The organism is Serratia sp. TSA_105.2 (assembly GCF_052692115.1).
Genome location: NZ_JBQZFT010000002.1, coordinates 70,267 through 89,916 on the forward strand (window position 1 = coordinate 70,267; position 19,650 = coordinate 89,916).

Below are 19,650 nucleotides of genomic sequence, written 5' to 3' on the forward strand. Positions count from 1 at the left end.
GCAGTCGTCCCAAAGGGCAGCATTTGCGGTGCTGCCTTTTTCTTTGTCTAAAAGCTGCTGGACAACATCGTGGTAGCCCTTGTGCGGCGCGGCTCTCTTTGGGCACACCCCATAGGTATTGGTCATCATGCCAACACCTCCACTTTCAATTCTCCAGCAGTGTAGCCCTGCACGCGAACACCATCGACACGATGCCGTTTTTTCGTCAGGAAGCGAATGTGATCGGCATAGACGTTCTGCCATTTTCCATCAAGTGCCACACGCTTAAACCACGGATGCGGCTTCGTCATGGTCTGGACAACTACGCCGTAACCCTTGCACTGTGCGGGTTCTGCTGGGCAGACCCCTTTATCTTTCCCGGTTGCGCGATACAGCCAGAAACTTTCTTTCTTCCCGGTCAGCTTCCGGGTGCGAACCGGTACATAACCCGCATCTCGCATGGCATTACCGAATGCAGCATCGTCAGAGTAATACCGGCGACGCAGTTCAGCGGGGATAGAAACCGCAAAGCTGCGTTTCGTCTGGTACTCCTTCCACTGGCGAACCATCGCCAAAGGCAACCCGTTGACACTACCGGCAGTCTTATCTTTGCCCAATACCCCGGCGTCATAATCTGCCTGGTGAACAGAGACGCCAGAACGCAACCAAACCAAACCGCCGCCGCTATGACGCAGCCCAAGATCCGCGAGCGTGCAGATGCCAGCGTTTATTGCTGACCAGTCTCCGGAAATAACATGCCGGCGGATCTTTGTTAATTCGTCCAGGCTGATTTTGGGCCGAGTTTGGCCCTGACCAAGAATGGCCGTATTTTTCAGTTTCATTGGTTATTCCTCGTTAAAGCTTTTGATTGCCGCAGGTGAATAATGGAGACAACTCACCGCAACAGCACGCAACAAATGAACACCCGGTATTTTAGATAGCCTCCTTACGCAATTTACCTGAAGCCTTACGACGTAAGTGAGGGTTGTGAACTCCTTCGACTGTCGGAGGATTTCGGATCCACCACAGGAGATCACTAAGCAACCAGACGCATGTTTTTTTGCCAAGATGCCGGCGGGCAGGAAATAGCCCATCTCGTTCGTATTGCCAAGCTGTTGAGCGAGAAATGGCAGTTATGCGCTCTCTTTCTGCTTCTTTGGTATTACGATCTGTCGGCTCTCCATACTCAGCAAGAATTTCTCGACGCTGCTCTGCCGTTGGTGGGGTGTAAGTGCGTTCTTTCTGTTGCATGTGGACTCCACTGTTTGAATGTTATGCGAACATGCTACTGGATAATCAAACAGCCTTTCCAGTGAGTCTGGAATCTTTTAAGAAAACAATAAAATCTATTGAAACAAAACAAATCCAGTAAAAAAACCATCCCGCGTGCAATCCAGAGAGAACATGGAGTTATGGCTCAAAGTCAGAACATTAACCAGATGTTTTATAGTGCATTTTGCTTGATTTTCGCATAGTGCATTAAATGCAGGTTTTTCCGTAAACCATGTACTTATGAAACAAGATGAAACCGCGTGAGTACTAATGGGTACAAGTAGGTACAAGAGGGTACTAGCGAGTACAATGGAACCCCTACGAGGCCGAAGGCTCACACCGACACCAACTGGCACCAACTGGCACCAACTGGCATTAACTGGCATTAACTGGCGTTGTTCAGCTTAACCCAGCTGAATTATGGGAAATTTTTGATGCAGTAAAATGCATACGAATACCTTCGAATACCTTCGTATAGACGCTTATACCTTCGTATGGATGCTTATGGATGCGTTAAGAGTGTTTTGAGAGGCAGGATGCATAGAAGTCCAGGGCCCAGTCACAGTGCACATGGTTGCTGGGGTCTGCTAGGGTCTGTTGGGGTCTGTTGGGATCCGGTGATACCCCAAACGGTAACGCCTGCAAAATCTGCAGGCGAATCTTTGGCCAGTATCTTGATCTGGGCTATTCAAATAGGAAGCTTGAAACAGTTAATCTTCGTCATACTCAATAGAATTAAGTGAATCAGAAATTTTTTTATAGACCGTCGCGCGAGCTAGGCCTGACATAGATAACTTATTGTCCTTCGCCAATTTTTCCATATCAGCCAATAGAACTGAGATAATCGGCTTTTCAATTGTTCCATATGGCCCACCCACTTTTTTTGCAAGTAATTTCACCAACATGGCAACTAACTTTTCCGTATTATCTCTCTCAGTTTCTTTCCTGTGTAACCCTCGTTTATTCTTTGAAAGTTCGATACCTTTTTGCTGAAGTTCATCCCCTCCAAGGGCATAAAGAATTTCCTTACCCTTGGCTCTTACGGCAATAAACTCAACGGCATCCAAGCACCTTTTTTTGATTGGTTCCGGTGTCAAATCCTCATCTATTAGTGGATACGCCAAAGCAAACATATAGTCAGCACGATGCGCTGATGAGTTACTCCCTCTAAATAACCTAGAAGATGATAACCATTTAGAAATATGCCGATAATAAATTCCATATGCTTCTATCTTGTCATCCGGTATATCATCGTTTCTTGTTTCTGGGTCTTCCCCGCAAAGCAAAAGGGCCAATTGCCTAACTTTCAATTCAGGTGTTTTCGCTTCTCGCTCAAATATACCTAATTTGATAAAACTGGTCATGAGTTCACCTTATTAAAAACAATAACGTTTTCGTGATTTCCAGCGAGCAAATCCAAACGCTCCAGCCAGCGATTCAACGCATCAAGTTTCTCTGGCAAATACTGGCTACGATTGTATACCGCCATTACGCCGCCCAGCGTGTGGCCAAGCAACAGCTCGACAATGTGTGGAGCAATACCAAGATCGCTCATCCCTGTAGAGAATGTCCGACGCAAGTCGTGAAGTCGCCAATGCTCGGAGTGCCCCAGCCGCTGGCACATTTTGCGCCCTGTCTGGCTCACGGCCGAATCGGTTTTAACTTCCCCCAGCAACAACCCAGATTTTTTGTTTTGCTGCTTTAGCTGATCGATAAGCGGACATAGACGCTCTGGAATAGGCCTAATTATCTTCTCACCATTTTTGCTGTGCGCTTCCGGAACGGTCCATAGCTTATCGCGCAGGTCCCACTCCTTCAGTTCCGAAAGCCTAACTTCTCCGGTACGGGCACCAAACGAGATAAGAAGCGATACCAGGTTGGTGTAGTACGGCGAAAACGAATCGTTTTTCAAGGCTACGAGCAGATCTGTAAGTTCCCTGCTCGTCAGTACCCTTTTTCGCTTACTGGTTTTGACTCCAATATCCTGCATCGTCAGCCCATCGAGAACATGGCAAACGGCATAACGGCGTATACGGCAAAACTTGAAGGCCTGCTGACCCATCTGTAAAACCATCCCAGCGACGCTAGGAGCGTTTTTCTTCGTTCTGGCTAGGCAGGTAAGCCAATGGTGAGTTTCGCAGTCAGAGAGCGCCATATCGCCGATATAGGGGTATATGTGATTAGTGAACCGCTCACGATAGCGAACGTCGTTAACCAGGTTCCCATCAACGTACTCGGTGAGCCAGTACTCGAGAGCCTCTTTCACAGTCACCGGCTTTAGCGTTTCTTCCCTGCCAAGTTTGAACATGCGCTGTGGGTCGCGCCCTTCTGCCAGCCAGGCGCGGCACTGGTCACGTTTCTCTCTTGCCTTGGCAAGGGTAAGGTCTGGGTATTTCCCTAAAGCGAGCATCAAAGCAGGTGTATCACGCCCACCAAGGCGATACTTGTAGAACCAACTTATTGAGCCGGCCTTACTGACCCGAACCATTAGTCCCGCACCGTCAGAGATCTTGGACTCTCGTTCTCCCTTCCTACCCAGCAGAGCCCGTAGCTTCTTATCCGTCAGCTTATTCATTCCATACGCCATGCGCAGCCTCTCGCTTGATATTTCTGCATCTCGTTGCTGTAGGGTCGGTTCAAACACCCCTAAAGTCGGTTCAAGGTCGGTTCAAAAAATAGAAGGATAACCATATAAATCATATATATATAAATATTGAACCGACTGAACCGACTGAACCTACCCTTTTTTCTCTCACGTGTGAGAAGATACCACTCAAGGTTGAGGTAACCCTCAGGGTAACGCCATCTTCATGGCAGGCTGTTTTTAGTGTTCAGCTCGGCCCCACCACGTACCCCACATTTTGCTGCAAGAATGAGAAAACGTCAAAAAACACTGGAACAATATACAGCCCTAAATTTCAGTTAATACATTGAAAAATAAAGGCAAAATAAAAACACCAGTCAACATGAAAACATGAAATGAAGACAATGACGCAAACTTTTATCCCCGGTAAAGACGCCGCCCTGGAAGACTCCATCGCCCGTTTCCAGCAGAAACTGAGCGATCTCGGTTTCAACATCGAAGAAGCCTCCTGGCTGAACCCGGTGCCGCACGTGTGGTCGGTGCACATTCGCGATCGCGATTGCCCGCTGTGCTTCACCAACGGCAAAGGCGCCAGCAAAAAAGCCGCGCTGGCCTCCGCGCTGGGTGAATATTTCGAGCGCCTGTCCACCAACTACTTCTTCGCCGATTTCTATCTGGGCAAGCAGATCGCCGAAGGCGACTTCGTGCACTACCCGAATGAGAAATGGTTCCCGATCCCTGAAGACGACGCGCTGCCGGCCGGCATCCTCGACGAGCGCCTGCACGCCTTCTACGATCCACAGCAAGAGCTGAGCGCCAGCGATCTTGTCGATCTGCAATCCGGCAACGCCGATCGCGGCGTGTGTGCGCTGCCGTTTACCCGTCAGTCCGATCAGCAAACTGTGTACATCCCGATGAACATCATCGGCAACCTGTATGTTTCCAATGGCATGTCCGCCGGCAACACCGCCAACGAAGCGCGGGTGCAAGGCCTGTCAGAAGTGTTCGAGCGCTATGTGAAAAACCGCATCATCGCCGAATCCATCAGCCTGCCGGCGATCCCGGACGAAGTGCTGAACCGCTACCCGGGCGTGGTGGAAGCCATCGCCAAGCTGGAAGAGGAAGGTTTCCCGATCCTCTCCTACGATGCCTCGCTGGGCGGCAACTATCCGGTGATCTGCGTGGTGCTGTTCAACCCGACCAACGGCACCTGCTTCGCTTCGTTCGGCGCGCACCCGGACTTCGGCGTGGCGTTGGAGCGCACGGTGACCGAGCTGCTGCAGGGCCGCAGCCTGAAAGATCTCGACGTGTTCACCGCACCGACCTTCGATGACGAAGAAGTGGCGGAACACACCAACCTGGAAACGCACTTCATCGACTCCAGCGGCCTGATCTCCTGGGATCTGTTCAAACAGGATGCGGACTATCCGTTCGTTGACTGGAGCTTCAGCGGCAACACGCAGGAAGAGTTTGCCACCCTGATGAGCATCTTCGACAAAGAAGACGCGGAAGTGTACATCGCCGACTACGAGCACCTGGGCGTCTACGCTTGCCGCATCATCGTGCCGGGTATGTCCGACATTTATCCGGCGGAAGACCTGCTGTTGGCCAACAACAGCATGGGCGCGCACCTGCGCGACACGCTGCTGGCGCTGCCGGGCAGCGAGTGGGAACCGGAAGAGTACCTGGCGCTGATCGAGCAGTTGGACGACGAAGGGCTGGACGACTTCACCCGCGTACGCGAACTGCTGGGCATTGCCAGCGGCAAAGACAACGCCTGGCATACCCTGCGCGTGGGCGAGTTGAAGTCGATGCTGGCGCTGGCGGGCGGCGATCTGGATCAGGCGCTGATCTGGACCGAATGGACGCAGGATTTCAACGCCTCGGTGCTGAACCCGGCGCGCAGCAACTACTACCGCTGCCTGCAAACGCTGCTGCTGCTGGCGCAGGAGCCTGAACGCGAAGCGGCGCAGTACTACACCGCGTTCGTGAAGATGTACGGCCAGGAAGCGGTCGAGGCCGCCTCCGCCGCCATCAGCGGTGAAGAGCGTTTCAACGGGCTGTTCGCCGTCGATGCCGATCTGAAGGCGCTGCCGGCCCATCAGGCGCTGCTGGCGGCCTACGAGAAGCTGCAGGCGGCCAAACGCCACCACTGGGCCAAGGGCTAAGCATCATCAGGGGATACTGCCACTTTGGGAGTACCCCTGCTGCCAAACGCCGCACTTCGTTGCGGCGTTTTCATTTTTGCGGTGTATTTCAACGCATTCGGTTTTATTTTCTCGCCGTAAAATTGGCGGTTAAACGACCATAAAAATAAATAAACCGTCAATTGTTGCCGGACGGTGAAATAATAATTAACCGATAATTAAACTTTCAGCGCCTCGCGGCGACAAAACGCCTAAAAATTTAACTTTACCCTACGCCGTCCACCCGGTGAATTCAAAAAATTTTGCAAACATTAAAAAATTGTTTTTAATTAAAAATCAATAAATTAACCATAAAAACCACACGAAAAACACGTCATTTTGCCGCTCTACTTCCCCGCCTTATGATCCAAATCAAATTTTCCCCTATACTGCTTTGCTAGTATCTCATTGCGTTGTTTTAACCCTTAAGAGCGAGAGTTAGTTTGAAAACTGACAGCCCCTTCGATCTGATTTTACCTGCGGCCACGGCGAAAATCGCTGAAGATGCCGGCGTGTATAAAGCCACCAAACATCCGCTGAAAACGTTTTATTTGGCGATCACCGCCGGTGTCTTCATTTCCATCGCCTTCGTCTTCTACATCACGGCGACCACCGGCACCGCCGGCGTGCCTTTCGGGCTGGCGAAACTGGTCGGCGGCATCTGCTTCTCTCTCGGGTTAATGCTGGTGGTGGTGTCGGGTGCCGACCTGTTCACCTCTACCGTACTTATCGTCATCGCCAAGGCCAGCGGCCGCATCAGCTGGGGCCAACTGGGCGCCAACTGGCTGAACGTTTATCTCGGCAACCTGGTCGGCGCGCTGTTCTTCGTGGCGCTGATCTGGTTCTCCGGCGAGTATATGGTCGCCAACGGCCAGTGGGGCCTGAATGTCCTGCAAACCGCAGACCACAAGCTGCATCACACCTTTATCGAAGCCGTGTGCCTCGGCATTCTGGCTAACCTGATGGTCTGCCTGGCGGTCTGGATGAGCTACTCCGGCCGCACCCTGACCGACAAGATGTTTGCCATGGTGCTGCCGGTCGGGATGTTTGTCGCCAGCGGCTTCGAGCACAGCATCGCCAACATGTTTATGATCCCTATGGGCATCGTGGTCAAACACTTCGCCACGCCGGAATTCTGGCAAGCCGTAGGGGCGGTACCTGAGCAATTCGCTCATCTGACAGTAAGCAATTTCATCATCGATAACCTGATTCCGGTCACCATCGGCAACATCATCGGCGGCGGTCTGCTGGTTGGGTTGACTTACTGGGTAATTTATCTGCGCGGGGGCCGCGAACAGCACTAAGCTGTGAGTTACCGCGCGCCGAGTTAGAAATCCACAATCAAAGGTAGGTGTACAATGACCGAACTTAACGAGAAATTAGCCAACGCTTGGGAAGGTTTCAGCAAGGGTGACTGGCAGAATGAAGTCAACGTTCGTGACTTCATCCAGAAAAACTACACGCCTTATGAGGGTGACGAATCCTTCCTGGCTGGCGCAACTCAGGCCACCACCACCTTGTGGGACAAGGTTATGGAAGGGATCAAACTGGAAAACCGCACTCACGCGCCGGTTGATTTCGACACCAACGTTGCTGCAACCATCACTTCTCACGACGCGGGTTACATCGCCAAAGAGCTGGAAACCATCGTAGGTCTGCAGACCGACGCCCCTCTGAAACGCGCGCTGATCCCGTTCGGCGGCATCAAAATGGTCGAAGGTTCGTGCAAAGTGTACGGCCGCGAACTGGATCCGCAGCTGAAAAAGGTGTTCACCGAATACCGTAAAACCCACAACCAGGGCGTATTCGACGTTTACACCAAAGACATCCTGAACTGCCGTAAATCCGGCGTGCTGACCGGTCTGCCAGATGCTTACGGCCGTGGCCGCATCATCGGCGACTACCGCCGCGTGGCGCTGTACGGTATCGACTTCCTGATGGCCGACAAACTGAACCAGTTCAAATCGCTGCAGGAAAAACTGGAAAACGGCGAAGATCTGGAAATGACCATCCAGCTGCGCGAAGAGATCGCTGAACAGCATCGCGCTCTGGCTCAGATCAAAGAGATGGCCGCCAAATACGGTTACGACATCTCCGGCCCTGCCACTAACGCGCAAGAAGCAGTGCAGTGGACCTACTTCGGCTACCTGGCCGCTGTGAAATCCCAGAACGGCGCCGCCATGTCCTTCGGCCGCGTGTCCACCTTCCTCGACGTGTTCATCGAGCGCGACATCAAGGCGGGCAAACTGACCGAAGAACAAGCGCAGGAACTGATCGACCACCTGGTGATGAAACTGCGTATGGTGCGCTTCCTGCGTACCCCTGAGTACGATGAGCTGTTCTCCGGCGACCCAATCTGGGCGACAGAATCCCTGGCCGGTATGGGCGTCGACGGCCGCACCCTGGTCACCAAAAACAGCTTCCGCTTCCTGAACACCCTGTACACCATGGGGCCGTCTCCGGAGCCGAACATGACCATCCTGTGGTCTGAGAAGCTGCCGCTGAACTTCAAGAAATTCGCGGCGAAAGTGTCCATCGACACCTCTTCCGTTCAGTACGAAAACGACGACCTGATGCGTCCTGACTTCAACAACGATGACTACGCCATCGCTTGCTGCGTCAGCCCGATGATCGTCGGCAAACAAATGCAGTTCTTCGGCGCCCGCGCCAACCTGGCGAAAACCATGCTGTACGCCATCAACGGCGGCGTTGACGAAAAACTGAAAATGCAGGTCGGCCCGAAAGAAGCGCCGATGATGGACGAAGTGCTGGACTATGACAAAGTCATGGCGCGCATGGACCACTTTATGGATTGGCTGGCCAAGCAGTACGTGACCGCGCTGAACATCATTCACTACATGCACGACAAGTACAGCTACGAAGCTGCGCTGATGGCCCTGCATGACCGTGACGTTTATCGCACCATGGCTTGCGGCATCGCTGGTCTGTCCGTTGCAGCCGACTCCCTGTCCGCCATCAAGTACGCGAAAGTCACCACCATTCGCGACGAAGACGGCCTGGCTATCGACTTCAAAGTGGAAGGCGAGTATCCGCAGTTCGGTAACAACGACGCCCGCGTCGATGACATCGCCTGCGACCTGGTGGAACGTTTCATGAAGAAAATTCAGAAACTGCGCACCTACCGCAATGCGGTACCGACCCAGTCCGTACTGACCATCACCTCCAACGTGGTGTACGGTAAGAAAACCGGTAACACCCCGGATGGCCGCCGCGCAGGCGCACCGTTCGGCCCTGGTGCCAACCCGATGCACGGCCGCGACCAGAAAGGCGCAGTAGCCTCCCTGACCTCGGTAGCCAAACTGCCGTTTGCCTACGCGAAAGACGGGATCTCCTACACCTTCTCCATCGTGCCTAACGCGCTGGGTAAAGACGACGACGTGCGTAAAGCCAACCTGGCGGGCCTGATGGATGGTTACTTCCACCATGAAGCCTCCATCGAAGGCGGCCAGCACCTGAACGTCAACGTGATGAACCGCGAAATGCTGCTGGATGCGATGGAAAACCCTGAGAAATACCCTCAGCTGACCATCCGCGTTTCCGGTTACGCCGTGCGCTTCAACTCGCTGACCAAAGAGCAACAGCAGGACGTCATTACTCGTACCTTCACTCAAACGATGTAATACGCCAACCGGGCGGGAAACCGCCCGGTGCCAACGACAGGGCCGGCTCTGCCGGCCCTTTTCTCCCACCGCTCTCCCCTGACTCTGTAGAGTCTGTTTTGCCGGACATCTATACTGAATGGATAGCCGGCAAAACAGTTATCCGGCAACTGACCGGCCGACAGGCATCATTACCCCCGGTGGCGGGCTCACCCCGCTGCTGCATCGCAGATACCTGGCCGGCGGCCACGCGCCTATTTTTAGACTGCGTTTGACAGTCAATATTGGAGAAAACCCCGCAATGTCAGTAACTGGTCGCATCCACTCCTTCGAATCCTGCGGCACCGTCGACGGGCCCGGGATCCGCTTTATCGTCTTCTTCCAGGGCTGCCTGATGCGCTGCCTCTATTGCCATAACCGCGACACCTGGGATACCCACGGCGGCAAAGAAGTGACCGTTGAAGAGCTGATGAAAGACGCGGTGGCCTACCGCCACTTCATGAATGCCTCCGGCGGCGGCGTGACCGCGTCCGGCGGCGAGGCGATCCTGCAGGCAGAATTCGTGCGCGACTGGTTCCGCGCCTGCCACGCCGAAGGCATCAATACCTGCCTGGACACCAATGGCTTCGTGCGCCGCTACGATCCGGTGATCGACGAGCTGCTGGACACCACCGATCTGGTGATGCTGGACCTGAAACAGATGAACGACGAGATCCACCAGAACCTGGTCGGCGTCTCCAACCACCGCACACTGGAATTCGCCCGCTACCTGGCGAAACGCAACCAGCGCACCTGGATCCGCTACGTGGTGGTGCCGGGTTGGTCAGACGACGATAAGTCGGCGCACCTGCTGGGCGAGTTCACCAAAGACATGACCAACATCGAGAAAATCGAGCTGCTGCCCTACCACGAGCTGGGCAAGCACAAGTGGGTGGCGATGGGGGAAGAGTACAAGCTGGACGGTGTTCATCCGCCGAAGGCCGAGACCATGGATCGCGTCAAAGGCATCCTGGAAAGCTACGGCCACAAAGTCATTTACTGATTGGCGCGGCGCCAAAGAAAAACCGGCTCATAGCCGGTTTTTTTATGCTCAGGCGGCGGCGAACGGCGTGTGATGGTGATCCGGCTTCTGCTTCTTCAACAGCATCAGCAGGTAAACCAGCGCCACGGCGGCGATCATCACGAACAGCACGCGATCGGAATAGTTTTGCATCAGCAGCGCCGTCATCGACGGGCCCAGCAGGCTGCCTATGGTGTAGCTCATCAACAGCGCCTGGTTCATCGCCACCAACTCGTGCGGCAGCGCCTTCTCGCAGGCCCAGGACATCGCCACCGGGTACAGGGTAAAACCGGCGCAGCCGAGGATGAACAGCGAAGGCGCCATGGCGTAGTTGCCAAGCATCGCCACGCTGGCCAGGATCACCACGAACACCTGAATGCGCAGCACCAGCAGGCGCCCGTAACGATCGGCCAGGCGACCGACCGGCCATTGGCCGACGATGCCGGAGCTGACCAGCAGCGCCATCCAGTAACCGACGTTGGCATCGCTCATGCCCTGATGGGAGAGGTACAGCGGCATCAGGCCGTACAGCGAACCGAGCACGATGCCGGAGATGATGCAGCCATTGATGCCGAGACGCGCGCTGCGGCGTCTCAGCATTGTCCACACCGCCGCCTGCTGCGGCTCGTCTTCATGGCGGTTGACCCGCGCAAACAGCATCGGCAACATCGCGCTGATCACGATGGCGGTCACCCACGGCACCACGTGCAGCAATTCGGTCGAGGTCATGCTCAACAGCAATTGGCCGGTCACCGTACCGAGGTAATAAACGATCATATAGGCCGCCAGCAGCTGGCCGCGGTTGCTCAGATTGCCGCTGCGCAACAGCGCGCTCTCCACGATCACCCAGATCCAGGCGCAACCGACGCCGGCGAAGAAGCGCCAGCCCAGCCAGCTCCAAAAATCGATCGACAGCACCATGCCGGCGGTCGCGGCGGCGAACACCAGACAAGAAAGATGATAGCTGCGAGTAAAACCGACGCGCTGAATCAGTTTGCCCGCCACCAGCGTGCCCAACAGGTTGCCGCTGAAATAAGAGGAACTGACCATTCCCACCTGCCAGGTCGACAGCTGAGCGTGGGTTAACCAAAGAGGCACTAACGTATTCAAAACGGCAATGGATACCGTGAGCAGCAAGAGGCCGCAGAGCAATAAGAGCACTGGGCGGGAGTATGCGGACATAGTGAAATTGTGACCGAACGCGCAATGAGAGTGCGCGCATCATGCCACTGGCGATAAAAAAGTCAATCGCCTCTTATCGTTCCACCGCACGATTTGTTTCCGGCTAACCGGCTGAAAAAGCGCTATGCTCAGCGCAGAGCGAATTTAACGACAGAGGGGCAAGATGAGTCAGGCAAATGATGCGGCGGTAGAGGCCCTGCTGGCGGACATCGACAGCACGCAAGGTGACCTGCTGGCCATTGTGCAGCAGGTGCGGCGAATCGCTGCGGCGAGCGGCAACGGCGTCACCGAATCGGTCAAATACGGCGGCATCATGTTCTCGCATAGCCAATTTTTCTGCGGCGTTTTCGCCTATCGCCACCACGTCACGGTGGAGTTCGGCCACGGCTACCGATTGGAAGATCGTTATCTCCAGCTCGAAGGCAGCGGCCAGTATCGGCGGCACATCAAGCTCCACTCGCCCGACGAGGTGAAAAGCAAGCATCTGGCGGACTACATTCAACAGGCTTATACGCTGGCGACGGGCTGAACTCTCGGCATAAAAAAAGCGCCCGCAGGCGCTTTTTTCTCATGGTTTGCCGTTTAGCCGATGTATTCCAGGCCACCCATATATGGACGCAGCACTTCAGGTACCTGAATACGGCCGTCGGCCTGCTGGTAGTTTTCCAGCACCGCCACCAGCGTACGGCCAACCGCCAGGCCGGAGCCGTTCAGCGTGTGAACCAGACGCGGCTTCTTGTCGGCTTTGCTGCGGCAGCGCGCCTGCATGCGGCGTGCCTGGAAGTCCCACATGTTGGAGCAGGACGAGATTTCGCGGTAGGTATCCTGCGCCGGCAGCCACACTTCCAGATCGTAAGTTTTGCATGCGCCGAAGCCCATATCGCCGGTGCACAGCAACACCTTGCGGTAAGGCAGGTTCAGCAGCTGCAGCACTTTTTCCGCGTGGCCGGTCAGCTCTTCCAGGGCATCCATCGAATCTTCCGGACGAACGATCTGCACCATTTCAACCTTGTCGAACTGGTGCATGCGGATCAAACCGCGGGTGTCACGGCCGTAAGAACCGGCTTCCGCACGGAAGCATGGCGTGTGTGCGGTCATTTTCAGCGGCAGAGTTTCCTCTTCCACGATCTCGTCGCGCACCAGGTTGGTCAGCGGCACTTCCGCCGTTGGGATCAGCGCATAGTTGCTGCTGTCGGCTTCTTCTTCCAGCGGACGGGTATGGAACAGGTCTTCGCCGAACTTCGGTAGCTGGCCAGTGCCGTACAGCGTGGCGTGGTTGACCAGGTAAGGCACGTAGGCCTCCAGGTAGCCGTGCTGCTCGGTGTGCAGATCCAGCATGAACTGAGACAGCGCACGGTGCATGCGGGCGATTTGCCCTTTCATCACCACGAAGCGCGAACCGGTCAGCTTAACCGCGGCGGCAAAATCCAGCCCGCCGGCCATTTCGCCCAGATCGACGTGATCGCGCACCGCGAAGTCGTACTGGCGCGGTTCGCCCCAGCGGGTCACTTCCAGGTTTTCGCTGTCGTCTTTACCATCCGGCACGGCGTCGTCCGGCAGGTTAGGCAGCGTCAGGGCGTAATCGCGGATCTCGCTCTGCAGCGCATCCAGCGCCGCCTTGGCGGCATCCAGCTTGTCACCCAGCTCGTTCACTTCGCGACGCAGCGGCTCGATGTCTTCCCCACGCGCTTTGGCCGCGCCGATGGATTTCGATCGGGAGTTGCGTTCCGCTTGCAGTGTTTCAGTTTCTACCTGCAGAACTTTGCGACGTTCTTCCTGCGAACGCAGCAGATCCAGATCGAGTTTAAAGCCTCGGCGAGCCAGTTTGACGGCGACTGCGTCTAGCTCATTACGCAGCAGATTGGGATCGAGCATGCTAATCCTGTGCTTGTTGTTATTGAAAGAAGTGTTGTTGTTCTATGCGGCTGATTTATAGCCGCATAAAAGAAGAGTGATACCCGCTAACCTTACCGCAACGGCCTCGCTAGCGGTAGCGTTTTGTCGGGCTATTTTGATCCTGCTCAGCCAGCCATGCCAACTTTTCGCCGATTTTCCCTTCCAGCCCGCGCGAGGTCGGTTGATAGTAGCGCGTATGGGCCATTTCAGGCGGGAAATAGTTCTCGCCGGCGGCGTAGGCGTTGGGTTCGTCGTGGGCGTAACGGTACTCCGCTCCCAGCCCCATCTCCTTCATCAGCTTGGTCGGCGCGTTGCGCAGGTGCTCCGGCACGTCATAATCGGCCTGCTCTTTGGCGTCGCGCATGGCGGCCTTGAACGCGGTGTAGACCGCGTTGCTCTTCGGCGCGCAGGCCAGGTAGACGATCGCCTGCGCGATGGCGCGCTCGCCCTCCGCCGGCCCCACGCGGGTGAAGCAATCCCAGGCGGCGATCGCCACCTGCATGCCGCGCGGATCGGCGTTGCCCACGTCTTCAGAGGCAATCGCCAACAGACGGCGGGCCACATAGAGCGGATCGCCGCCGGCGGTAATGATGCGCGCATACCAGTACAGCGCTGCGTCCGGCGCCGAGCCACGCACCGATTTATGCAGCGCGGAAATCAGGTCGTAATAACGGTCGCCCTTGTTGTCGAAGCGCGCGCTGCGCTCGCCCGACACCTCTTTCAGCAGCTCCGGCGTCAGCACCCGCACGCCTTTGGCGTCTAACTCCGCCATGTCCGCCATCATTTCCAGGCTGTTCAGCGCCCGGCGCGCGTCGCCGCCCACCAGCTCCGACAGCAGGCGGCGCGTTTCCGCCGGCAGCTCGACGTTCTGATTGCCAAAGCCGCGCGCCTTGTCGCCCATCGCCTGATCCAGCACCTGGCCGATATCTTCGGCGGTCAGCGCCTTCAGCAGGTAAACGCGGGCACGAGACAACAGCGCCGAGTTCAGCTCGAACGACGGGTTTTCGGTGGTGGCGCCGATAAAGGTGATGGTGCCGTCTTCAATGTGCGGCAGGAAAGCGTCCTGCTGACTTTTGTTGAAGCGGTGCACTTCGTCGACGAACAGGATGGTGCGGCGACCGGCGTCACGATTTTGTCGCGCCCGCTCGATCGCCTCGCGGATCTCCTTGATACCGGAGGTCACGGCGGAGATCCGTTCGACATCAGCCTGACCGTAACGGCCGATCAGCTCTGCCAGCGTCGTCTTCCCGGTGCCCGGCGGCCCCCATAAAATCATCGAGTGCAGCTGCCCGGCCTCGATGGCGCGCGGCAGCGGCTTGCCGGCGGCCAGCAGGTGCTGCTGGCCGATATACTGTGCCAGCGTGGTCGGCCGCATACGCGCGGCCAACGGCTGGAACTCGTTCTGGGAAAAATCGAGCGACAGATTATTACTCACTTGCACCTCACTGGCGCTGGTCGTCCAGCGTCACCCCCTTCGGCGGGGTAAATTTGAATTTGGCCGGATCGGCGGCGACGTTCTGCTGGCTTTTCAGCGTGTAGGAACTGCGCTGGCCATCCTGCTCCACCGCAGCAAAGCTGCGAATGGTACCGCTGTTGGTCACGCTGATGGCGAATTGCTTCAGGTTGCCGCTGGCGGATTTTGGCGTCAGCTCGAAATCATCGCCCTTTTGCTTCACGTTGTACTGTTTCCAGTCGCTGGCATTATTGCGGGTGATCAGCATAAACGGCGTATTGCCGGTGGCGTTCTTCAGCCAGGTCGCCGTCACCTGCTCGACGAACGGGTTATAGAACCACAGAGTCTGGCCATCGGAGACCAGCACGCTCTCATCGGGCGACGTCATGTGCCAGTTGAAGAGGTTTGGCCGCTTCACCCACAGCTCGCCTTCCCCCTGTTGCACCGCGGCGCCGTCGGCGCTGGTCACGGTTTGCGAGAAGCTGGCGTGGAAACTGTTCACCTTCGCCAGGCGACTTTGCAGATCCTGTGCGGCATCGGCCAGCACGGAGGTAGACGCGAATCCCGAAAGCAGACAGCAGGCAACTAACAGTTTTTTCATTATTCCAGATACCTTATGAAATGCGTTAACCGCAGGGCGACGCCGTGCGGGTCAAATCAACCCTTTACCCGATTACTTTACCCGAAGCCGGCGATCGGCCGGTAGGCCAATGTTCCGAGAAGAAACGGGTTTACGCTTCTTTGCACAAGGGCCGCTTAAGCGGCCCTTTCTTATTGAATTGCAATGGCTAAACGACCATCAATCGTGCCGTGGTGGCGCCAGCACCTCACGGTTGCCGTTGTGCCCCTGCTCGCTGACGATGCCTTGCGCTTCCATCTGTTCGATGATGCGCGCCGCGCGGTTATAGCCGATACGGAACTGGCGCTGCACGCCGGAGATGGAGGCGCGGCGTTTATCCACCACGAAATCCACCGCCTGGTCAAACAGCGGATCCAGCTCTTCGTCACCGTCCATACCGCCGCCGGCACCGCCCTCACCGTCTTCGCCGCCGCTGAGAATGCCCTCTTTATATTGGGGCCGCTCGCGCGCTTTCCAATCCTTGACCACCGCATGCACTTCCTGATCGCGCACGAATGCACCATGTACGCGCACCGGAATCGAGGAGTTCGGCGCCAGATAGAGCATGTCACCCATACCCAGCAAAGACTCGGCGCCCCCCTGATCGAGGATGGTGCGGGAGTCGATTTTGCTCGACACGGTAAAGGCGATACGCGTCGGGATGTTGGCCTTGATAAGACCCGTGATCACATCCACCGACGGACGCTGGGTCGCCAGCACCAGGTGGATACCCGCCGCACGCGCTTTCTGCGCCAGGCGAGCGATCAACTCTTCGACCTTCTTGCCGACCGTCATGATCAGATCGGCGAACTCGTCGACCATCACCACGATGTAAGGCTCTTTCTCCAGCACCGGCGGCGTGATGTCCATGCTGTCGGTCGGCTTCCAGAACGGATCCGGGATCGGCCGCCCCATCGCTTCGGCCTGATCGACGCGTTCGTTGTAGCCGGCCAGGTTACGCACGCCCAGGGCAGACATCAGCTTGTAGCGGCGTTCCATTTCACCCACGCACCAACGCAGCGCATTGGCGGCGTCTTTCATGTCGGTGACCACATCGGTCAACAGGTGCGGAATGCCTTCATAGACCGACAACTCCAGCATTTTCGGGTCGATCATGATAAAGCGCACTTCTTTCGGCGTGGCTTTATACAGGATGCTCAGGATCATGGCGTTGACCCCGACCGACTTACCGGAACCGGTGGTACCGGCGACCAGCAAGTGCGGCATTTTGCCCAGATCGGCCACCACCGGTTCGCCGGAGATGTCTTTACCCAATACGATGGACAGCGGCGACGGGTTGTCACGGAAGGCCGGGCAATCCAGCACTTCGCGCAGGTACACCGTTTGCCGCTTGGCGTTCGGCAGCTCCAGACCGACGTAAGGCTTGCCGGGGATCACTTCCACCACGCGCACCGCCGAAGTCGACAGCGAGCGCGCCAGATCGCGTGACAGGTTGGAAATGCGCGCCGCTTTAACGCCCGGCGCCAGATCCAGCTCGAAGCGGGTGATCACCGGCCCCGGCAGGATGTCCACCACGTCGGCTTTCACGCGGTAATCGGCCAGGCTGGCCTCCACCAGGCGCGCCTTCTGTTCCAGCGCGAAGGAGTCGACCGGCTCCACCTCTTTCGGCGCTTCGGTCAGCAGATCCAGCGTCGGCAGCGGCGTGGTCGGCTTCTGCAACGGCTGATCGTTACGCATCAGGAACGGGTGAATCAAGCTGTCCATCGCCGGATGTTGCTCGGCCGGAGCTTGCTGAGGCTGCTGCACCGGTTGCTGCGGCTGCTGATATTGCTGCTGCGGCTGCTGGTATTGTTGAGGCTGTGAGTGCGATTGCTGAGGTTGAACAGCCGGCGCCGCAGGCTCAAACTGGCCGAACGGCACGTCGTCCTCTTGCTCGCTTTGCTGTTCAATGCGCTCTTCAAGCTGCGGGGACAGCGTGAACATCGGTTCGCTCGGGCCATCGTCCACCAGATCCGCCATCGGCGAGAAGCTGAAAGCATTGCGGGTATCGACCGGGCTGGCCGCAGGTGCCTGCGGGGCAGTCTCTTGCTGGCCATAACGCGCCTGCTGCTGCTCGGCGAATGCCTGACGCAGCGCAGCCTCTTGCCGCGCCTCTTCATCGTCCTGTTGGACTTCACCGTAACGTTGGTTCTGTTGTTCGGCGAACGCCTTGCTCAGCTCGGCTTCCTGCTGAGCATTTTCATCATCCTGCTCCGGCTCGTAGCTTTCGCCATAGCGCTGGCTTTGCTGCGTGGCGAATGCCTGGCGCAGCGCAGCTTCTTGCAGCGCCTCTTCTTCCTGCGGATTCATCGCCGTCGGCTGTTGAGGCTCCGCCTGGCGCTGTTCCTGCTCGGCCGCACGCTGCGAAGGCAGCTTGATGCCGTATGAGGCCAGCTCACGACGGGTCGGAATACGCACCGGATTCGGCCGCGGCAACTCAGGGCCGATACCCTGTTTAACCTGCGAATTGCTGTCGCTGGTCGCCGTGAAGGCCGGCATAAAGGTCGCCGCCGCGGCGCCCGCAGCGGCAGCGGCTGCCGTATCCAGCTGTGGCTTGGCGCCGGTGGCGCTGAAACCACCCGCTCCGCTGACGTCGGCACTGTCGCGCTGCGCGGCAGTAAAATCAAAGGGAGAACGCGCCGGCGGCTGCGGCGCAGCCGGCTCTTGCCAATTGCCCAGGCGCGGCTCATCGTCGTCCCGATAAGGGTCGATGGGACGCGTCGCCTTAGGCGCAGGCGTTTCTTCCGGGATTTCGAAGGAGTACAGCGGCGGCGTGGCGTCTTGCGCCGGTGCGCTCACCGGGTGCTGATTGACCGAGGCCGGCGCGGCCGGCGCCACCGTTACCGACGGCGCCTGTGTGGCGATCGGTGCGGCAACGGGCTCGTGGATCTCTGCCTTCACCGCCGGTGCAGGCGAAGCCGCCGGCGCGATTGGCGCGGCGTCGGCTTCAACCTCACCATCGTCGGCTCGCAGGCCGCTGAGCAACGGATCGGCGGCGTCTTCCGCCGCCTCTTTGGCGCTTTCGGTGACCGAAGGCGCGGAGAACAGCACGTCGTTATCGGCGGCTGCGGCTCCGGCGGCGGCAACCGCGGCTGCGGCGCCCTTCCCTGCCTGCTCAGGCTCGTCGTCAACGTAACGTTCGTCATCCTCGAAATAGCGCTCTTCGCGGCGTGAACGGTTGGTCATCACTGTCGCGACGCCCAGCACCGCCCCGCCTATCTTCTCGGCGATGACCAGCCAGGACCAGCCGGTAAACAGCGTCAACCCCGCCGCCCACACGCACAGCAGCGCCAGCGTGGCGCCGATGCCGTTGAACCACGGCAACATGGCGTTGCTCAGCAGGCTGCCGATCACGCCGCCGGAAGCGAAGTAATAGAGATCGTCAACGTTCAGCGCCGCCAGCCCGCAGGAGGTGAGCACTAACGCCAGGGTGCCGATCAGGCGCAGGGAGAGCGCGAAATAGTCAATGTAGTCTCTGTTGCCGCGCTGGCGATAGGCCGCCCAGCACAGGATCAGCATGATCGGTGGTATCGCGTAAGCGAGCACCCCGAAGGTGAAGAACAGCGTGTCGGCCAACCAGGCCCCGACACCGCCGCCCAAATTGTGAATCGGCTCATGCCACGCGGTCTGCGACCAGCTTGGGTCAGACGGGTTGAAACTGACCAGCGCAGCCATGAGGTAAACGGCAAAAATCGCTACCACGATAAGCACAGCCTCCAGCAAACGCCGGCCACTGCTGAGTCTTTTCAGGGTAACTTCTTTATCTTCTGTATATTCCTGGCTCAAGAAAGGCTCTCCA

Annotated in this window: 14 protein-coding genes; 5 read left to right on the forward strand and 9 right to left on the reverse strand. The window is 57.1% G+C overall.

Features of this window, described 5'->3' with window-relative positions; genetic code table 11:
• Positions 1-125: 125 nt before the first annotated feature.
• The 4 genes from ACUTSC_RS06710 to ACUTSC_RS06725 form a co-directional block, all read right to left on the reverse strand.
• Positions 126-821: a hypothetical protein gene (locus ACUTSC_RS06710; RefSeq protein ID WP_445653221.1), complete on the reverse strand. Its 696-nt coding sequence runs from the start codon at positions 819-821 to the stop codon at positions 126-128.
• 91 nt (positions 822-912) lie between these two features.
• A complete protein-coding gene (locus ACUTSC_RS06715; protein ID WP_445653222.1) occupies positions 913-1,230 on the reverse strand; it encodes a helix-turn-helix transcriptional regulator in 318 nt (105 codons plus the stop codon).
• A gap of 731 nt (positions 1,231-1,961) precedes the next feature.
• Positions 1,962-2,615, reverse strand: a complete 654-nt coding sequence (locus tag ACUTSC_RS06720) for a hypothetical protein (RefSeq protein ID WP_445653223.1) — start codon at positions 2,613-2,615, stop codon at positions 1,962-1,964.
• Entirely contained in the window at positions 2,612-3,838 is a 1,227-nt protein-coding gene (locus ACUTSC_RS06725) for a tyrosine-type recombinase/integrase (protein ID WP_445653325.1), read from the reverse strand. Before ACUTSC_RS06725 ends, ACUTSC_RS06720 begins: the two co-directional genes overlap by 4 nt.
• 401 nt (positions 3,839-4,239) lie before the next feature.
• On the opposite strand from ACUTSC_RS06725, the gene ycaO reads away from it, so the two are divergent.
• From ycaO to pflA, 4 genes are all read left to right on the forward strand, one after another.
• Positions 4,240-6,003 (forward strand): 30S ribosomal protein S12 methylthiotransferase accessory factor YcaO, encoded by a 1,764-nt coding sequence (gene ycaO / locus ACUTSC_RS06730; RefSeq protein ID WP_197766471.1) that lies wholly within the window; start codon positions 4,240-4,242, stop codon positions 6,001-6,003.
• A gap of 461 nt (positions 6,004-6,464) precedes the next feature.
• Positions 6,465-7,325, forward strand: a complete 861-nt coding sequence (focA, locus tag ACUTSC_RS06735; RefSeq protein ID WP_107227716.1) for a formate transporter FocA — start codon at positions 6,465-6,467, stop codon at positions 7,323-7,325.
• Between the two features lie 54 nt (positions 7,326-7,379).
• A complete protein-coding gene (gene pflB / locus ACUTSC_RS06740) occupies positions 7,380-9,662 on the forward strand; it encodes a formate C-acetyltransferase (RefSeq protein WP_049208015.1) in 2,283 nt (760 codons plus the stop codon).
• A 280-nt stretch (positions 9,663-9,942) separates the two neighbouring features.
• Positions 9,943-10,683, forward strand: coding sequence for a pyruvate formate lyase 1-activating protein (gene pflA / locus ACUTSC_RS06745; RefSeq protein WP_015377324.1), 741 nt, complete (start codon positions 9,943-9,945; stop codon positions 10,681-10,683).
• A 48-nt stretch (positions 10,684-10,731) separates the two neighbouring features.
• Here the strand turns inward: pflA and ACUTSC_RS06750 are convergent, their stop codons facing one another.
• The gene (locus ACUTSC_RS06750) at positions 10,732-11,883 is read right to left on the reverse strand and encodes an MFS transporter (protein WP_033637849.1); all 1,152 of its coding nucleotides are present in this window, start codon (positions 11,881-11,883) and stop codon (positions 10,732-10,734) included.
• 163 nt (positions 11,884-12,046) lie between these two features.
• Between ACUTSC_RS06750 and ACUTSC_RS06755 the strand changes: the two genes are divergently transcribed.
• Positions 12,047-12,412 (forward strand): DUF1801 domain-containing protein, encoded by a 366-nt coding sequence (locus ACUTSC_RS06755; protein ID WP_197766472.1) that lies wholly within the window; start codon positions 12,047-12,049, stop codon positions 12,410-12,412.
• A 53-nt stretch (positions 12,413-12,465) separates the two neighbouring features.
• Here ACUTSC_RS06755 and serS read toward each other — a convergent pair whose 3' ends face one another.
• The 4 genes from serS to ACUTSC_RS06775 form a co-directional block, all read right to left on the reverse strand.
• Complete coding sequence (gene serS / locus ACUTSC_RS06760; protein WP_015377321.1) at positions 12,466-13,758, reverse strand: serine--tRNA ligase; 1,293 nt, start codon at positions 13,756-13,758, stop codon at positions 12,466-12,468.
• Between the two features lie 109 nt (positions 13,759-13,867).
• Positions 13,868-15,154 carry a replication-associated recombination protein A gene (locus ACUTSC_RS06765; protein ID WP_060421860.1) on the reverse strand — a complete coding sequence of 429 codons (1,287 nt, stop codon included), beginning with the start codon at positions 15,152-15,154 and terminating at the stop codon, positions 13,868-13,870.
• Between the two features lie 67 nt (positions 15,155-15,221).
• Positions 15,222-15,833, reverse strand: coding sequence for an outer membrane lipoprotein chaperone LolA (gene lolA, locus ACUTSC_RS06770; protein WP_019454555.1), 612 nt, complete (start codon positions 15,831-15,833; stop codon positions 15,222-15,224).
• Between the two features lie 198 nt (positions 15,834-16,031).
• Positions 16,032-19,637: a DNA translocase FtsK 4TM domain-containing protein gene (locus ACUTSC_RS06775; RefSeq protein WP_197766473.1), complete on the reverse strand. Its 3,606-nt coding sequence runs from the start codon at positions 19,635-19,637 to the stop codon at positions 16,032-16,034.
• Between the last annotated feature and the right edge of the window lie 13 nt (positions 19,638-19,650).

What these genes read in the sequence shown, in the direction of transcription:
- ACUTSC_RS06755 (WP_197766472.1), top strand. Translation starts at nt 12,047, where the DNA reads ATGAGTCAGGCAAATGATGCGGCGGTAGAGGCCCTGCTGGCGGACATC.
- ACUTSC_RS06720 (WP_445653223.1), bottom strand. Translation starts at nt 2,615, where the DNA reads ATGACCAGTTTTATCAAATTAGGTATATTTGAGCGAGAAGCGAAAACA.
- serS (WP_015377321.1), bottom strand. Translation starts at nt 13,758, where the DNA reads ATGCTCGATCCCAATCTGCTGCGTAATGAGCTAGACGCAGTCGCCGTC.
- ACUTSC_RS06750 (WP_033637849.1), bottom strand. Translation starts at nt 11,883, where the DNA reads ATGTCCGCATACTCCCGCCCAGTGCTCTTATTGCTCTGCGGCCTCTTG.
- ycaO (WP_197766471.1), top strand. Translation starts at nt 4,240, where the DNA reads ATGACGCAAACTTTTATCCCCGGTAAAGACGCCGCCCTGGAAGACTCC.
- pflA (WP_015377324.1), top strand. Translation starts at nt 9,943, where the DNA reads ATGTCAGTAACTGGTCGCATCCACTCCTTCGAATCCTGCGGCACCGTC.
- ACUTSC_RS06765 (WP_060421860.1), bottom strand. Translation starts at nt 15,154, where the DNA reads ATGCGGCCGACCACGCTGGCACAGTATATCGGCCAGCAGCACCTGCTG.
- lolA (WP_019454555.1), bottom strand. Translation starts at nt 15,833, where the DNA reads ATGAAAAAACTGTTAGTTGCCTGCTGTCTGCTTTCGGGATTCGCGTCT.
- ACUTSC_RS06715 (WP_445653222.1), bottom strand. Translation starts at nt 1,230, where the DNA reads ATGCAACAGAAAGAACGCACTTACACCCCACCAACGGCAGAGCAGCGT.
- ACUTSC_RS06725 (WP_445653325.1), bottom strand. Translation starts at nt 3,838, where the DNA reads ATGGCGTATGGAATGAATAAGCTGACGGATAAGAAGCTACGGGCTCTG.
- ACUTSC_RS06710 (WP_445653221.1), bottom strand. Translation starts at nt 821, where the DNA reads ATGAAACTGAAAAATACGGCCATTCTTGGTCAGGGCCAAACTCGGCCC.
- pflB (WP_049208015.1), top strand. Translation starts at nt 7,380, where the DNA reads ATGACCGAACTTAACGAGAAATTAGCCAACGCTTGGGAAGGTTTCAGC.